General features: G+C 71.6%; 17 protein-coding genes. 3 read left to right on the forward strand and 14 right to left on the reverse strand.

The window, feature by feature from the left end; all coding sequences use genetic code 11:
- Positions 1-26 precede the first annotated feature (26 nt).
- From ABD793_RS26815 to ABD793_RS26870, 12 genes are all read right to left on the reverse strand, one after another.
- Positions 27-1085, reverse strand: coding sequence for a ketoacyl-ACP synthase III family protein (locus tag ABD793_RS26815; protein WP_344864788.1), 1059 nt, complete (start codon positions 1083-1085; stop codon positions 27-29).
- Positions 1082-2053, reverse strand: coding sequence for an acyltransferase domain-containing protein (locus ABD793_RS26820; RefSeq protein WP_344864790.1), 972 nt, complete (start codon positions 2051-2053; stop codon positions 1082-1084). Before ABD793_RS26820 ends, ABD793_RS26815 begins: the two co-directional genes overlap by 4 nt.
- On the reverse strand, positions 2050-3270 hold the full coding sequence (locus tag ABD793_RS26825) for an FAD-dependent oxidoreductase (RefSeq protein WP_344864792.1): 1221 nt from the start codon (positions 3268-3270) through the stop codon (positions 2050-2052). Before ABD793_RS26825 ends, ABD793_RS26820 begins: the two co-directional genes overlap by 4 nt.
- Positions 3267-3449, reverse strand: coding sequence for a hypothetical protein (locus ABD793_RS26830; RefSeq protein WP_344864794.1), 183 nt, complete (start codon positions 3447-3449; stop codon positions 3267-3269). The genes ABD793_RS26825 and ABD793_RS26830 overlap by 4 nt, the downstream gene beginning before the upstream one ends.
- A 4-nt stretch (positions 3450-3453) precedes the next feature.
- The gene (locus tag ABD793_RS26835) at positions 3454-3768 is read right to left on the reverse strand and encodes an antibiotic biosynthesis monooxygenase family protein (RefSeq protein ID WP_344864796.1); all 315 of its coding nucleotides are present in this window, start codon (positions 3766-3768) and stop codon (positions 3454-3456) included.
- Positions 3765-4106 (reverse strand): antibiotic biosynthesis monooxygenase family protein, encoded by a 342-nt coding sequence (locus tag ABD793_RS26840; protein WP_344864798.1) that lies wholly within the window; start codon positions 4104-4106, stop codon positions 3765-3767. Before ABD793_RS26840 ends, ABD793_RS26835 begins: the two co-directional genes overlap by 4 nt.
- On the reverse strand, positions 4103-4861 hold the full coding sequence (locus ABD793_RS26845) for an SDR family NAD(P)-dependent oxidoreductase (RefSeq protein ID WP_344864800.1): 759 nt from the start codon (positions 4859-4861) through the stop codon (positions 4103-4105). The genes ABD793_RS26840 and ABD793_RS26845 overlap by 4 nt, the downstream gene beginning before the upstream one ends.
- Before the next feature lie 22 nt (positions 4862-4883).
- Positions 4884-5351 (reverse strand): SRPBCC family protein, encoded by a 468-nt coding sequence (locus tag ABD793_RS26850; protein ID WP_344864802.1) that lies wholly within the window; start codon positions 5349-5351, stop codon positions 4884-4886.
- 1 nt (position 5352) lies between these two features.
- Positions 5353-5613, reverse strand: coding sequence for an acyl carrier protein (locus ABD793_RS26855; RefSeq protein WP_344864804.1), 261 nt, complete (start codon positions 5611-5613; stop codon positions 5353-5355).
- An 18-nt stretch (positions 5614-5631) separates the two neighbouring features.
- Entirely contained in the window at positions 5632-6873 is a 1242-nt protein-coding gene (locus ABD793_RS26860; RefSeq protein WP_344864806.1) for a ketosynthase chain-length factor, read from the reverse strand.
- 100 nt (positions 6874-6973) lie between these two features.
- Positions 6974-7822: an LLM class flavin-dependent oxidoreductase gene (locus ABD793_RS26865; protein WP_344864808.1), complete on the reverse strand. Its 849-nt coding sequence runs from the start codon at positions 7820-7822 to the stop codon at positions 6974-6976.
- Complete coding sequence (locus ABD793_RS26870) at positions 7822-8559, reverse strand: 3-oxoacyl-ACP reductase family protein (protein WP_344864810.1); 738 nt, start codon at positions 8557-8559, stop codon at positions 7822-7824. The genes ABD793_RS26865 and ABD793_RS26870 overlap by 1 nt, the downstream gene beginning before the upstream one ends.
- Before the next feature lie 173 nt (positions 8560-8732).
- Here ABD793_RS26870 and ABD793_RS26875 point away from each other — a divergent pair, with 173 nt between their 5' ends.
- The gene (locus ABD793_RS26875) at positions 8733-9710 is read left to right on the forward strand and encodes a methyltransferase (protein ID WP_344864812.1); all 978 of its coding nucleotides are present in this window, start codon (positions 8733-8735) and stop codon (positions 9708-9710) included.
- Positions 9711-9714: 4 nt separating this feature from the next.
- Here the strand turns inward: ABD793_RS26875 and ABD793_RS26880 are convergent, their stop codons facing one another.
- Positions 9715-10857 (reverse strand): nucleotide disphospho-sugar-binding domain-containing protein, encoded by a 1143-nt coding sequence (locus ABD793_RS26880; RefSeq protein ID WP_344864814.1) that lies wholly within the window; start codon positions 10855-10857, stop codon positions 9715-9717.
- A gap of 256 nt (positions 10858-11113) precedes the next feature.
- On the opposite strand from ABD793_RS26880, the gene ABD793_RS26885 reads away from it, so the two are divergent.
- Positions 11114-12133: a methyltransferase gene (locus ABD793_RS26885; protein ID WP_344864818.1), complete on the forward strand. Its 1020-nt coding sequence runs from the start codon at positions 11114-11116 to the stop codon at positions 12131-12133.
- Positions 12134-12195: 62 nt separating this feature from the next.
- On the forward strand, positions 12196-13461 hold the full coding sequence (locus tag ABD793_RS26890; protein ID WP_344864820.1) for a phthiocerol/phthiodiolone dimycocerosyl transferase family protein: 1266 nt from the start codon (positions 12196-12198) through the stop codon (positions 13459-13461).
- 214 nt (positions 13462-13675) lie between these two features.
- Here the strand turns inward: ABD793_RS26890 and ABD793_RS26895 are convergent, their stop codons facing one another.
- Complete coding sequence (locus ABD793_RS26895) at positions 13676-14602, reverse strand: zinc-binding dehydrogenase (RefSeq protein ID WP_344864822.1); 927 nt, start codon at positions 14600-14602, stop codon at positions 13676-13678.
- Positions 14603-14753 lie beyond the last annotated feature (151 nt).

The raw sequence follows: 14753 nt of genomic DNA on the forward strand, positions 1-14753 counted from the left end.
ACTGACCGGGCATTCCCCGATTCCGGTCAGCGCGCGGCGGGATCCTCGATCGAGACCACGGCACACGACCAGCTGAACCCGGCGCCAACGGCCATCAGCAGGCAACGCGCGCCCGGTTGCAGCTTTCCGGTGTGCTGCAGGTGTTCCAGGCTCGCGAACTGGTCACCGGGCCCGAGGTGCCCGACCTGGCGGTTCCACGCCCAGGTCGTCGCGGCGAGGTCGATGCCGAGCGGGCGCAGGTAGTTCGACTGCAGCCGCTTGCGGATGAAGTGCGGCAGCACGAACCAGTCGATGTCGGCCAGCTTCACCTCGGCCGCGGCCAGCGCGGCGTCGAGCGCGAGCCGCTGGCCCTCCTCGATCGCGGCCAGCGTGTCGCGCAGGCCGTTCAGGCGCAGGAAATTCTTCTTCTGCGAGGTCAGGTCCACCGGCCGCCGGTAGTCGGCGACCGCCGGGCCGTCCGGTTCGCCCGGCCGGTGCAGCCCCTCCAGTTCCGCGCCGGACACCACGGACAGGCCGAGGATCCGGGCGAACCCGCCGGTGGTGGACAGGATCGTCGCGGTGCCGCCGTCGGCGTAGACGGTGCCGGGGTCCATCTCCCACCGGTCGCTGCTGGGCAGGGCGAACCGGTCCGCAGTGGTGATCAGCACCGACGAGGAGGACCGGAACGCGGTGAGCCAGCCGGCGGCCAGGTACATCGCGGCCAGCCCGCCGTTCGACGCCTGGCGCACCTCGACCGCCGGGCACCGGTTGCCGCCCAGCGCACGTCGCTGCACGTAGGAGGCCGGCGCCCACACTTCCAGCCCCTGTTCGAAACAGGTCGCGTGCAGCATGAGGCCGACCTGCGCGGGGTCGCAGCCGGGCAGCTGCCACAGCCGGTGCGCGGCCCGTACCGCCAGCTCGGCGGCGACCTCCTCGCCTTCGGCCACGGTGACCGAGAGCATTTCGCTCGCCGACGCGGTCTCCGGGGCACAGCGGCCCTGCTCGACCTCCTCGGTGACGGGCACCTGCCGGGGCAGCCACGACGCGGTCCCGGTGAGGAACACGCCGTGGTCGCGGGTGATCGGCGGGGCCGGTTCGGCACTCATCCGAGCAGGGCTTCCGCAAGGGAGCGCAACGCCGCTCGGTCGGCCTCCGGTCCGGACGGGCGGGCCGGTGCCGCGGCGAAGACCTCGCTGCCGCCGCGCGCCACCGCCGGATGCCGCCGGGCGACCGTGGCGAGCCGCTGCCCCGGGCCCGCCTCGACGAGCCGGTAGTCCTGTTCGGCGAGCAGCGTTTCCAGCGCCGGCCAGAACAGCACCGGTTCGACCGGGTGAGCGGCCCACAGCCGGGGGTCGGCGACCTCCTCGGCGGTCAGCCGCCGCGTCGTGTAGCCGGAATGCACCGGGATCCGCGGTGGCCGTGGGCCGAGCTTGTCGATCAACGGCACCGCTTCCCCGGCCAGCGGGGCGAGGCCCGGGCTGTGGAAGGCCGCGGTCGCCGGTACCGCCCGGCAGGTGCGGCCGGCCGCGGTGAGTGCGGCGGCGATCTCCTCCAGCGGCGCCTGTGGCCCGGCGAGCACGAGCTGGCTCGGCGAATTGACGATCCCGATCACCACGCCGTCGCGCAGGTAGGGCTCGACCTGGCCGGGTTTCGCGGCCACCGCGAGCATGCCCCCGGGCGGTGCGTCGGCCAGCCGCTGCACGCGGTCCCACAGCAACGCGACCGCGTCGGGCAGCTCGAAGATCCCGGACAGTGCCGCGGCGACGAGCTCGCCTGCGCTGTGCCCGAGCAGGATCGTGGGTTCGATCCCCCAGCTCATGATCTGCCGGCTCAGCGCGTAGTCCACGATGAACAGCAGCACCTGCGACCGGGTCACGTGGTCGATCGGCACCGACGGCCGGGCCGGTGCCTCGGTGAGCCAGTCGGCGCGCACGAGTTCGCCGTCCTTGCCGAGCAACGCGACGATCTCGTCGACGGCGTCGGTGAACACCGGCTCGGACCGGTACAGCCCGGCCGCCATCTGCGGGTACTGCGAGCCTTGGCCAGGCAGCAGGAACGCGACCGGTTTCGTCACCGCGCACCGCCGTCGGGCTCGTCGAGGTCCAGCTTCTTCATCGACCACCGGGCGATGCGCAGGGAAAGCTCGACCGACGCGCCCGCGTACCCGGCCATTTCCCGCTGGTAGCGCTCCACCGCGTCGGTCAGCCCGAGCTCACCGCGGGCGAGAGCGGTGAGCTCGGCGGCGAGCGTGCGCGCGTCCTGCACCGCGGCGTTCGCGCCGACCCCGCCCGAAGGCGGCATGGCGTGGATGGCGTCCCCGAGCCCGATCACCGGGCCGGGTTCCCACGGCTGCACCTCGGGGACCACGCGCAGCGGCGCCAGGAACGTCGAATCCGCCTCCGCGTGGTGGAACACCTCGCTCAGCGCCGGATGCCAGTTCGCGGTGTGCTCGAGGACGAGGTCGCGCAACGCGGTGCCGGACAGCGCATGCAGCGCACTGTCGGAGATGGACAGATCCTCGCGGTGGATGTTGAACACGCCGAGGTAGTAGTCCTCGGCCGGCTCCAGCCGCAGTTCCGGCCAGGTGTGCCCGGCGACGTCCGGCCGGGTGCGGAAGATCATCGGCATCAGCCCGAGGTGCCCCTGTTTGCCGATCACGTAGGTGAACCGGTCCTGCAGCACCTCCGCCAGGCCGCCGGCGTGCGCACGTTCCCGCGGGATCCGCGCGAACACCGTGCGGACGCCGAGATCCCGGGGTTCGTCGCCGGGACGGACCACCGCACGCACCCGCGAACGGCTGCCGTCGGCGGCCACCAGCACGTCGCCGGTGTCGCTGGTCCCGTCGGCGAAGTGCGCGGTGACCCGGCCGTGGTCGTGCTCAAGACCGGTGAACCGCTTGCCGAAGCGGACGGTGTCCTCGAGCCCGCCGAGCAGCACCTGCCGCAGCGTGATCCGGTCGACGTTGGAGATCAGCTCCGCCGAGTCCGGCCGTGGATCACCCAGCGGCGGCGCCCACTGCGCTTCCAGGTGCTCGTCGTAGGCAGCGATCTCGTGGTCCCGCCACGAGCCCGCAGTGGCCGCGAGCAGCCCGATGTTCCGCTCCGGGAGGCAGTCCCGCAGCGCCTGCTCGCCATCCGGGCTGACCCGCAGCCGGTAGCCCTGCTGACGGCCGTGCGCCGAGGCGTCCCGCTCGTAAACCGCGACGTCGACGCCCTCGCGCCGCAATGCGTGCGCGAGGCACAGTCCACCGGGCCCGGCGCCGATCACCAGCACCCGCAACGGTCCGCTCACTCCGATCCCCTCCTCTGCTCCGGGATGGCGTCCTCGTCCGGTTCCGGCCACGGCGGCACCGGGTGGACCGCGGTCATCGCATAGCCGATGTAGGCCATGTGCGTTGCGAACGACTCGAGAAACCGGCGCAGTCTCCGCCGCGCGGGGCTTCCCGGCGCCGGAGGGCTGGTGGTCGTCATCGCACTACCCCTTGTCGCCGTGTTCCGCGATCTGCCGGTACACCCCGAGCGCCCGCGGGTTCTCGGTGTCCCGGAACGGGCGCAGCGGAGCGGTGCTCGCCTTGTGGCTGCTGCCCTGCTCCCATGCGTCGAACGCCGCCCGGTCCCGCCACGTGCTGAGCACCAGGAACGCCCGCGAGTCGTGCACCGACCGCAGCAGCTCGTTGCCGAGCAGACCGGGCACGCCCGCCAGTTCCGCACTCACCTGGTGGTAGGCGGTCTCGATGCCGGCCTCGTCCTCGGTGAGGTGGTAGAGCAGCACGAGCACCCGGCCGCTCATCGCGCGGCCTCCCACTCCTCGTGGGTGGCCGGCCCCTTGCTGCTCGGCACGTGCGCAACGACCTGCATGGTGTACATCCCGCCGCCGGAGCGGTACGGGTGCAGCTTCTGCCGGTGCTCGATGTGCCGCTCGCTCTTTTCGAACTGCCGGAAGCCGCTCTCGTCGACCCAGTCGCTGACGATGTAGTACACGCCGGTCTCGTCCTCGCTGCGGCTGAGCCACTGCCCGAGGTTCGCCGGATGCGAGGTGACCGAATCGCCGATGGCCACCCACACCGTTTCGAACTCCCGCCCCATGCCTTCCTTGATCTCCATCCGGAGCATCACCCGGTAGGTCACTGGATACCTCCGTCGACCGGGATGATCGCGCCGCTGACGTACCGGGACGCGTCGCTCGCCAGCCACAGCACCGCGCCCGCGACGTCGGCAGGAGTGCCGAGCCTGCCCAGCGACGTCTTGGCCGTGTAGTGCTCGACGAACTGCGCACGGCGTTCCTCCGGCAGATCCGCCAGCGCCTCGGTCGCGATCATGCCGAGGGACAGCACGTTGAACCGGATACCGCGCGAACCGTGTTCGCGGGCCAGTGAACGGTTGAGCCCGTGCAACGCGGCCTTCGTCGCGGTGTAGTGCGCCCGCAGCGGAATGCCGACCTCGATCGACTTCGAGCTGACCGAAATCACCGACGACCCGGCGGACAGCAGCGGCAGTGCACTTTGGATGGTCAGGTGGACCGCGGTCAGGTTCGTCGCGAGCGTGCGGTTCCACTCTTCCAGCGGCAGCTTCTCGTGCGGGATGTGGCTGACCGTCGCGGCGTTGTTCACGATCACGTCGAGCTTGCCGAACTCCGTCCGGCAGCGGTCCACCAGTGCGGTGACCGCCTCCGGATGGGCCACGTCGGCCTGGACCACGTGGTGGTCGCGTCCGGTCTCCTTCAGCTCGCGCCGCAGCGACGCCACGGCCTCGCTTTCCTGCCGGTAGCAGGTGAGCACATCGGCACCGGCGCGCGCCAGCGCGAGCACCACCCCGCGGCCGATCCCCCGCGTGCCACCGGTCACCAGCGCCTTGCGGCCGGTGAGGTCAAGGTCGAACTCCATCACTGTTCCTTCCTGGCGGGGTTCACGAGGTGGTGGCGAGTTCCCGGGCGGCCTCTTCGATCCGCGCCTTCACGTGCGCCATCTGCACCGGGGTGTTGCGCATCAGCCGGGCCCGCATGCCTTCGTCGTCGACCGGGAGGTCCGGCTTCATCTCGAAGTCCTGCACCCAGCGCATCCGCACCCCGGCGTCGGTCTGCCGGTACTCCCAGAAGATCCACATGTACTTGAACGGCCCGGTCTCGATCCGCTGTGACCGGACCGTGCCGGACGCGCGGTCCGGCGTGCGGGCCGAGACCCAGCCCCACGTCTTGCCCTGCTCGTCCGGGTGCAGCGCGAGCCGGAACACCACCGTCCCGGCACGGTGCTCCAGCACGGTGGACTCGGCGTACTCGCTGAACAGGCTCGTCCAGTTCGCGATGTCGTTGGTCATGTCCCAGACCAGCTCGAACGGGGCGTCGACGACGATCTCGTTTTCGGTGTGTGCGGACATCTCAGCGCACCGCCTCGACGAGCCTGCTGCTGACCGCCTCCACCACCGCGTTGGGAGTGAGCAGGTCGAACGCCTCCTCCTCGGGGATCTGCACGCCGAAGCGGCGGTTGATCTGGCTGATCACCTCGGCCATCGCCAGCGAGTCGTAGCCGAGCGCGGTGAACTCGACCTCGCCGATCGGGCCGTCGAGGTCGACGCCCTCCTCGACCCCGACACTGCTGCGCATGACCTCGGCGAGGTCGGTCAACTCGAACTTGCCCATTTCCGTGTCCTCCTCGTTTCAGTACTCGCCACGCCGGACCACCAGCGCGGCGGTGAACCCGCCGTGCCCGCGGGCCAGGACCAGGGCGGTCCTCAGTGGCTGCGTGCGCGGTCCCCCGCACACCAGGTCGATCCGGTAGCCCGCGGCGGCCTCCCGCACCGTGCCGCTGGCCGGGATCACCCCGTCCCGCAACGCCAGCAGCGCGGTGGCGACGTCGAGTGAAGCCCCGCCGGCGTACAGCCGGCCGGTCAACGTCTTCGGCACCGTCACCGGGACCCCGGCCGGACCGAACACCGCCTCGATCGCCTGCGCTTCGGCGAGATCGAGATGCGGCACCCCGGCACCGTCGGCGAACACGACGTCCACATCGGACGGACGAAGGCCGGCGTCGGCGAGTGCGTTCTCGATCGTGCGCCGCAGCGCAGGCGGCCGCTCCGAACCGGGCGGCGGGTCCATCCCGGCGGCGTAGCCGGAGACCGAGCCGTACCCGGTGATCCCACGTTCCTCCGCGGACGCCCGGCTTTCCAGGATGAGGATCGCGCCGCCCTCACCGGAGAGATATCCGGACGCCTCGGGCGAAAACGGGGAGTAGGCGGTCGCCGCGTCGTCGACCGCGGACATCTTCCCGTTGGTGATCTGCGCGAGCAGCGCGTACGGGCACAGCGGTGCGTCGGTGCCGCCGGTGAGCAGCAGCCGGGTGTCCGCGTTCTGCGCGATCAGCCGCCGCGCGTGCCCGAGGGTGTCCAGGCCGCCGGCCTGTTCCGCGCAGAGCACGCCGGCAGGCCCGCGCATCCCGTGCCGGATCGCCAGCTGCCCGGTGGTGGCCGCGAAGAACCATGCCACCGCCTGGTATGTGCTCACCCACGCAGGCCCCTGGGTGAACAGCCGCTCCATCTCGTGCTGCCCGAACTCCGCCCCCGACGAGGAGGCGGCGGTCATCACCCCCATGCTGTACTCGGGCAGCGCCGACGGTTCGATCTTCGCGTCGGCCAGCGCGTCGCGCGCAGCCGCCACGCTCGTCTGGGTCCAGAAATCGGTCTGTGGCACCAATCTGCTCGGCACGTTCGCGGCGACGTCGAACCCGGTCACCTGCCCGGCGTAGCGCACCGGATAGCACGCGGGATCGAACCGGTCGATCCGGGTGATGCCGGATTTCCCGGCGAGCACCGCCTCCCAGTGCGCCTCGACACCGATGCCGGTCGGCGCCACCACGCCGATGCCGGTGACCACCGGGTCCGTACCGACCGCCGACGCGTTCATCGCAACTCCCTCCGGAACCTCACGCCACCGACGGTGACGATCGGAGTTGAAAGTGGTCTCGAACCGGCCTCGAAGCGGCTGCCGTGGCCGCGCTGCCCGGTCAGGGCAGCACGACCCCGGCCAGCCGCTCCACCTGCTCGGGATCACCGGTACACGGCACGAAAATCAGCTCGTCGCACCCGGCGTCCGCGTATTGCGCCGCGGTTTCCCGGATCCGGCCCGCGTCGCCGAGGACCTTCCGTTCGATCTGCGCCGGGTCCTTCACCAGATGGCCGTAGTAGTGCCGGAGGTATTCCACGCCCCGGACGTGCTCGTCCCCGCCCAGCGCGTAGTACACGAGGCTGACGACCCGCGGCCGTTCGGCCCGGCCCACCCCGGCGAACTGCCGCTCGGCGCGGGCGAGCAGGTCCGGGAACCGGCGATTGGTCCCGCCCGGCGCGATCCACGCGTCGGCGTACCGGGCCGCGCGGCGCATCGCCGCGTTCGAATGCCCGCCCACCCACAACGGAATCCGGTTCGCCGGGCGCGGTCCGACCCCGCCGTCGGCCCCGTCCCAATGCCGGCGCAGCCCCTCGATCATCGCGTCGAGCCTGCTGCCCCTGGTGTGGAAATCCGTTCCGGTGGCGACGAAATCCTCCGGCCGGCCGCCGGAGGCGAGCCCGACCACCAGCCGTCCGCCGGAAAGCAGGTCGATGGTCGCCAGCTGCTTGGCCAGTTCCACCGGTCCGGTCCTGGACGCGGCGATCAGCACCGTGGTCGCCAGCCGCACGCGTTCGGTCACCGCCGCGGCCGCGGACAACGCCACGAGACAGTCGTAGCTGTCGTAGACCAGCCGGTCGATCGTCGCGAGGGTACGGAAACCACCGCGGTCCGCGCGCCGCGCGAACTCCAGCAGTTCACCGCGCTGCACCCCGGGAACGGTCGTGGGCAGGCCTATCCCGATGTCCATCACACCCCTCCGTCGACGGTCAGCGTGGCGCCGGTGACGTAGCGGGAGGCGTCACCGGCGAGGAAAGCGACCGCCTCCGCGACGTCCTCGGGCTGGCCGAGCCGTTTCAGCGCGGTCATCCCGACGATCCGTTCCACCATGTGCGCGGGCAGCCCGGCACCCGGTTCGGTCTCGGTGAGCCCGGGTGCCACCAGGTTGACCCGGATCCCGCGCTCGCCGACGTCTTTCGCGAGCGCCCGGGTGAAACCGATCAGCGCGGCCTTCGAAGTCGTGTAGTGCACCCCGCGGGCACGTCCGCGCAGCGCCACCGACGAACCGACGTTGACGATCGACGAGCCATCGCTCAACAGCTCCAGCGCGGCCTGCGTGACCACGAACGCACTGTCCACGTTGTGCGTCATCACACGCGTCCACTCGGCCTGGCTGAGCTCGCTGAACCACGCCACGCCGTCCACACCGACGTTGTTCACCAGGACGTCCAAGCCGCCGAGCGTGTCCCGGACTCCGGCGAGGAGCGACTCCACCTCGCCGGAGTCGGTCACGTCGGCACGCCGCACCTGGTGGCCGTCCCCGTGTTCCTTGAGCTCGCGGGCGAGTTCGGCGGCGGATGCCTCGTCGGAGTGGTAGCAGGCGACGACCGTGGCTCCACCGCGGGCGAGGGCCAGCGCAATCGCCCGCCCGATCCCCTTGGTACCGCCGGTGACGAGAGCACGTTTGTTGCTCAATGGTTGTTGCATCACGGTTTCTCCTTCACGGCCGGGTACGGATCCTTGCGCGCGAAGGTGATTGGTACGGACTGCGGCTCGAAACCGGCTCGGGCGGCCAGCAGCGCGGCACACCGGATCGAACCGGTTTCGACCGGCCTTCCAAATCACCGCCGGACAGTGCGGGCACCGGAGAGGAGCCAGACATGACGAATCCAGTACCCGATGTGCGCACCCCGGCCGGAATCCTCCGGCTGGCGAACGCGTTCTGCGACGCGAAGGCGCTGCTCACCGCGGTCGAACTCGACGTGTTCGGGGCACTCGAGGACGGCGCCGCGACCGGGGACGATCTCGGCCACAGGCTCGGCGTACACGGCCGCGGCCTGCGGGATTTCCTTGCCCTGCTCGCGAATCTGGGGTTGCTGACCGAGTACGGCGGCCGGTACGTCAACACCGCGGGCAGCGCCACCTATCTGGTACCGGGGAAACCGACCTACCTCGGCGGGTTCCTGAAACGGTCCAATCGCGACCGCTATCCCGCGTGGGGCCGATTGGAAGCCGCCCTGCGCAACGGACAACGCCAATCCGGTGCCGCGAGCGCGGAACCCGCCGAGGTGGCCGACGCGCTCGCCCAGCAGCTCGGACCGCAGCTGATCGAATCACTCGAGTGGCAGGCGCACCGTTCGGTCCTGCACCTCGGCGGCGGCCGCGGCGGGATGATCGCCCAGATCGTGAAAGCCTTCCCGCACCTGTCCGGTTCGGTGTTCGACGTCCCGGCCGCCGCACCGGCCTTCGCCGAGTACATCGGCGCGATGGGCATGGCCGCAGCGGTCCGCTTCCACGGCGGCGACCTGTTCACCGACGAACTGCCCACCGCCGACGTGGTCGTACTGGGGCACGTGCTGGACAAACTGGACGAACCACGGCGGGCGCGGCTGGTGCGCCGGGCGTTCGACGCGGTGCACCGGGGCGGGGTGCTGGCGGTGTACGACCGGATGCTGGCCGATCAGCCGAACCTGGTGGAGAACCTCGAGCTGAGCCTGGACCGGCTGCTGCTCACCGACAGCGGATCCGAGTACCCGCCCGAGGAAATCCACCGGCACGCCGCGGCCGCGGGCTTCACCGCGTCCGCGGAGCTCCCGCTCGGGGACCTCGACACGATGGTGTTGTGCTACAAGGGCTGACCGGTCAGTGGCCGAGCAGATCGGTCAGCCGCGCCGCGATTTCCGCCGGCGTCGCGGCCTGGCGGATCTCCTCGGCCACCGCGTCCGCCGAGCTGCGCGCCGACTCGTCCTCCAGCAGCCCGGCCACCTCCGCACGGATCCGTTCGGCGGCCGCTTCTTCCCGGGTGAGCACCCTGGCGGCGCCGGCCTTCTCGAGCAGGCCGGCGTGGTGCACGTGGTCGGGCAGCTGGGGTACCAGCAGCATCGGCACGCCGTGCCGGGCGGCGGTCAGGACGGTCCCTGCCGCGCCGTGCGCCACCATGAGGTCGCAGTCGCGCACGACCTCGTCGAGCGCAGTGTCCACGACCACCTCGACGTCGTCACCGACGTCGCCGAGCAGTTCCCGCTGGGCCGAGGTGATCGCGGCGACCAGCTCGATCCCGCGTTCCCCGCGGAGCGCGGAAAGCACCTGCGGTGCCAGGAACCGGTCGGCGCCCAGTTTCGCCAGGGTCAATCCCCAGGTGAGGCACACTCGCCGTTTCCCGGGGGTCCGCGGCCGCCGTGGCGGGGTGAACCCGCCGCGCGCGTAACCCTGGTAGCGCATCCGCAGACATTCGTAGTCGACCGGGACCTGCATGCTCGGCGGCGTCGGATCGACTGTCACCGTCCCGAACAGGTCGACGCCGGGCACGCCGTAGCGCTGTGACAGCGGGGCAATCAGCTCACCCAGCACCGGTTTGACGCGGGTCATCAGATCGGTCCCGTAGAGGTGGCGCACCGCCGGGATGCCCGCCGCCGCGGCCGCGATCGGACCGGCCCAGGTGGTGGACTCGTACACCACGACGTCCGCCCGCCACTCCCGCACCAGCGCGAGCACGTCGCCGGTCATCGCCTCCGCATGCTCGTGGAACAGCTCCAGCACCCGGGGCACCCGCGGTCGCTGCGCGGGCTGGGCATCCGGCGGCACGAGATAGCCGCGGACCCGCTCGACCGAGTCGACGTCGGTGCCCACCACCGTGCCGGGCAGGCCGCTGCGGTCCAGTTCTTCACGCAACGCGGGCTGGCTCGCGATCCGGACCTCGTGCCCTGCCGAGCGCATCGCCCAGGCGAGCGGCACCAGCGGGTAGAGGTGTGACGGCCACGCCCAGGTGACGAACAAAACCCGCATGTCGGAAGTCCTTTCCGGGATGGGAAACCCCGACGGCCATCGGCCGGGCGCCGGATGACCGCCGGGGTCGCTCTCGGGGCCGGTTCACCGGAAGGGAACCGGCAGCTGAGCACGTGCTGGCCGCCAGCGTCGCCGAATGCGCTGACCGGCGCCTCGAAAGCGCAGCAACGCCGCGGCGCTCAGCCGGAGTCGAGACTGCCTTCAGCGGACTTGGCGAACCTCCCCCGCACAAACCGGTCCGGCAGGGGAGGCGCTGATGACACTTCGGACGGCTCCGTGCGTGATCCCGGACCTCCGTTCCGGCGACAACCTGCTCCGGTTCGGCACGCTGTTCTGCCACGCGAAGATCGTGCTCACCGCCGTCGAGCTCGGCGTGTTCCCCGCACTCGACGGCGCACCCGCGACCGGCGGCGAACTGGCCCGGCGGCTCGGGCTGCGCGGCCGGGGCGCCGCGGACTTCTTCCGGACGCTCGCGGCGATCGGCGTGCTCGACTGCCGCGACGGCCGCTACCACAACTCCGCCGGCGCGCACGACTACCTGGTACCCGGCCGCCCCGGCTACCTCGGCGGATTCCTGCTCGGCGCGAACTCCCTCCTCTACCCCGCCTACGACGGGCTCGCCGAGGCGCTGCGAACCGGGCACACCCCGTTCGCACAATCACCGACCCGCCCTCCCCGCGGCCGCCGCGAACTCGAAAAGTACGCGGCGATGAAGGACGGTCTCCACGACTCCGTCGGCCGCGACCTGACGCACGCTTTCCCCTGGCCCGGCCGGGGCTACGTGGTCGAACTCGGTGGCTGCCGCGGCAACGTGCTCGGCCACGTGCTGCGCGCGCATCCGGAGCTCACCGGTGGCGTCTTCGACCTCCCGCAGTTCGAGCCGCTGTTCACCGACCACATGGCCGAGCGGGGGCTGGCCTCGCGGACGGCGTTCCACGGCGGTGCCGTCTTCGCCGCCGACCTGCCCGCGGCAGACGTGCTGATCTGCGGCCACGTGCTCTGCCGCCGGCCGCCGGACGACCGCCGCAAGCTGGTGCACAAGGCTTTCCACGCACTCGGCGACGGCGGTGTGCTGCTGGTCTACGACCGGATGCTCGGTGAACGCGACGACCGCGAAAGTCTCGTCGCCGGGCTGAGTCTCCTGCTCGTCACCGACGGCGGCGGCGAGTACCCGCTCACCGCGCTCACCGAAGACGCGCTGGACGCCGGATTCGGCTCGGTCACCGCCACCCCGCTCGGCGCGTTCGACACGCTCGCCGTCTGCACCAAGGAATGAGGAGACGAGATGCCGTTCGATCCCGGCCCGGCACGTCCGCGCACGAGCACCGGAGGCCGTCGATGAAGCGGCCACGCCCGCCGGTGGAACGCCGGCTCACCCCGTCCGAATGGTTCGACTGGCTGGCGGGCAAGGACTTCCCCAACCAGTTCGCCACCACCGCGCGGGTCCGCGGTACCGCGGACCCGGCCGGCCTGCGGCGTGCGCTGGACGCGGTCAGCGCACGGCATCCGCTGTTGCGCACCCGGATCCGGCCCCGCCCGTTCCCGTTGGTCCCGGTGTACCGCACCGCAGGAGTGCCGCCACTGCCGCTGCGGATCGTCGAGCACGCCGGCGAACACGACTGGGTCCGGGAGGTGGAAACCGAACTGCAGCAGCCGTTCCCCGCCGGCGGTCCGCTGGTGCGGTTCGTCCTGCTCCGCCGCCACGACGCGTTCGACCTGATCATGACCGGCGAACACGTACTCGCCGACGCGACCTCCTACGTCTACCTGCTGCGCGATCTGCTCGAAGTGCTCGGCGCCCCGAACCGCCCGGTGCCGGTACTCGACACCCCGCCGGCGTGGGGCCTCGTCGCATCGCCCGGCGACCAGCCGGGCGCACCGCCGGTGGAACCCACCGGCTGGAACCGCACCGGTCCGCCCTCCGAATGCCTCAGCGTGCTGCACCGCGTGTGGGACGAATCCCTGACCGAAGCACTGATCCGCCGGTGCCGCGCCGAACGGACCACGGTGCACGCCGCGCTGGCGACCGCGGTGCTGCGGGCGCTGGCCAGGTTCGAGGAAGGCCATCCGATCCGCCGGCTCTCGTCGCCGGTCAACGTCCGTCGCCGGCTGCCGGAGCTGTTCTCGCAAGGCTTCGGCAGCTACATCGGACCGTCGATCACGGTCGCGGTCGACACCTCGGCCGGACAGGACTTCTGGAGCGCGGCGCGGGCGTTCAAGACGGAGCTGACCGCTCGAAACTCCCCCGCGGCCTTCCGCGCGTCGGCACGGATCCTGCGCCTGCTCTACCGGCTGCCGGGCCCGCTCGGCCGGATCGCCACCCGCCGCTGGATCGCCGACGAGTACGACGTGTGGCTCACCAACCTGACCCGGCTGCCGATCCCGGCCGAGTACCCCACCGGCACGCTCGAAGCACTGCACCTCGCCGTACACACCGGCGGACCACGCCGGCGGGTGGTCGGCGTGGCCGAGGTCGACGGGCGCATGTGCCTGACGGTCGTGTCGTCGTCGGGCAGCCTGATGGAAAAGGTGCTCGACGAAGTGGAGGCCGACCTCGAGCAGCGCCTGTTGCCCGGCACCGCGACGGTGGCGCCGAAGGAATGAACCGGCGGGCGAAACGGAGCTGACCCGCTGCCGGTGCCGGTCTCCCTGCTGCGCATGGCCGGGCCGGCCGGTGCCGTCATCGGGCAAGTCGAGCAGCACGGTCCCGGATCCCGGTAGGGCTCGCGGCCGGGCAGGCCAAGGGTGCGAAGCCCTGCGTTCGACGGACGGCGTCGAGACACGTGACCCGCATCGGGTCGGTGCCGCGGAGGGGTGCTCATCGCATCGTCAGAACCGCGCGCCCGTGTAGTTTGCGGTTCAGCAGGAGGTCGGCGGCGTGGTGGAAGTGCTGCCAGTCACCGCGCCAGGCGATGCCCGGGTCCAGCCTCTCCGCGACGACCTCTGCGGCGAGCCAGGTGAGATCCGCGCCGATCCCGGTCTCCGCCGGGAGGTACAACGTCACGATCGAGCGGTCGTGCCTGCCCAGCGCCGCCGGATCGGCGAACATCGCCAGGTAGTCGAAGTCCGCCACCGCACCGGCCGCATGGCCGACGCTGACGAGGATGCCGCCGCTGGTCAGCTTCGCGAACGACGTGGCCAGGAATCCGCCGCCGACGAGGTCGATCACCCCGGCCACCGGCGCGTCGAGCTCCCCTGGCGCACGCACCACCTCGTCCGCGGCCGGACCCGGGGCCACGGACGGGTCCGGGACCACCGCGATCACGTGCGCGCCTGCCCGCCGGGCCAGCTGGACGGCGAACCGGCCGACCCCGCCGGTCGCCCCGGTGACCAGCACCCGGCGGCCGACCACGGACCCGAGCTTGCGGACCGCCCGCAATGCGGTGGCACCGGCCGTGCACACCGCGGCCAGCACGCCCGGATCAGCCGCGTCCGGCGCGACACCGACCGAATCCACCGGCACCGCACGGTATTCGGCCCAGCCACCGACGGAACCCACGGTCAGCACCGGCGTGCCGGCGGCCGGACCGGTGCCGTCCGCGGCCGGGGTTTCCACCACCCCCGCGGCGTCGTAGCCCAGCACGGCACCTTCCGGCGCGTAGCCGACCCCGAAGGCCAGTTCGCCGTGGTTCACCGCCACCGCATCGGCCCGGACCAGCACCTCGTCCGGCGCGGGCACCGGCCGCGGCACCTCTGTCCACTGCAGACTTCCGGGGGCGTCCCGGGCGACGACCAGCGCACGCATCACGCGCAGGCTCCTCTCAGAGCGCCAGTTCGATGCCGTACTTGCGCATCCAGGTGTCGAACCCGAGCGCCATCTCGATGTTCATCCGGCTGTGCCACTCATGCGCCACCCCACCCGAATCCTGCACCGCACGCTTCACCGCAGCCACATC

The sequence above is a fragment of the Amycolatopsis ultiminotia genome (assembly GCF_039536925.1).
Lineage (GTDB): Bacteria > Actinomycetota > Actinomycetes > Mycobacteriales > Pseudonocardiaceae > Amycolatopsis > Amycolatopsis ultiminotia.

Excerpts from the sequence above, each read along its gene's own strand:
- ABD793_RS26865 (WP_344864808.1), bottom strand. The coding sequence starts at position 7,822 with ATGGACATCGGGATAGGCCTGCCCACGACCGTTCCCGGGGTGCAGCGC.
- ABD793_RS26870 (WP_344864810.1), bottom strand. The coding sequence starts at position 8,559 with ATGCAACAACCATTGAGCAACAAACGTGCTCTCGTCACCGGCGGTACC.
- ABD793_RS26830 (WP_344864794.1), bottom strand. The coding sequence starts at position 3,449 with ATGACGACCACCAGCCCTCCGGCGCCGGGAAGCCCCGCGCGGCGGAGA.
- ABD793_RS26880 (WP_344864814.1), bottom strand. The coding sequence starts at position 10,857 with ATGCGGGTTTTGTTCGTCACCTGGGCGTGGCCGTCACACCTCTACCCG.
- ABD793_RS26885 (WP_344864818.1), top strand. The coding sequence starts at position 11,114 with ATGACACTTCGGACGGCTCCGTGCGTGATCCCGGACCTCCGTTCCGGC.
- ABD793_RS26860 (WP_344864806.1), bottom strand. The coding sequence starts at position 6,873 with ATGAACGCGTCGGCGGTCGGTACGGACCCGGTGGTCACCGGCATCGGC.
- ABD793_RS26895 (WP_344864822.1), bottom strand. The coding sequence starts at position 14,602 with ATGCGTGCGCTGGTCGTCGCCCGGGACGCCCCCGGAAGTCTGCAGTGG.
- ABD793_RS26875 (WP_344864812.1), top strand. The coding sequence starts at position 8,733 with ATGACGAATCCAGTACCCGATGTGCGCACCCCGGCCGGAATCCTCCGG.
- ABD793_RS26835 (WP_344864796.1), bottom strand. The coding sequence starts at position 3,768 with ATGAGCGGCCGGGTGCTCGTGCTGCTCTACCACCTCACCGAGGACGAG.
- ABD793_RS26850 (WP_344864802.1), bottom strand. The coding sequence starts at position 5,351 with ATGTCCGCACACACCGAAAACGAGATCGTCGTCGACGCCCCGTTCGAG.
- ABD793_RS26845 (WP_344864800.1), bottom strand. The coding sequence starts at position 4,861 with ATGGAGTTCGACCTTGACCTCACCGGCCGCAAGGCGCTGGTGACCGGT.
- ABD793_RS26815 (WP_344864788.1), bottom strand. The coding sequence starts at position 1,085 with ATGAGTGCCGAACCGGCCCCGCCGATCACCCGCGACCACGGCGTGTTC.
- ABD793_RS26890 (WP_344864820.1), top strand. The coding sequence starts at position 12,196 with ATGAAGCGGCCACGCCCGCCGGTGGAACGCCGGCTCACCCCGTCCGAA.
- ABD793_RS26855 (WP_344864804.1), bottom strand. The coding sequence starts at position 5,613 with ATGGGCAAGTTCGAGTTGACCGACCTCGCCGAGGTCATGCGCAGCAGT.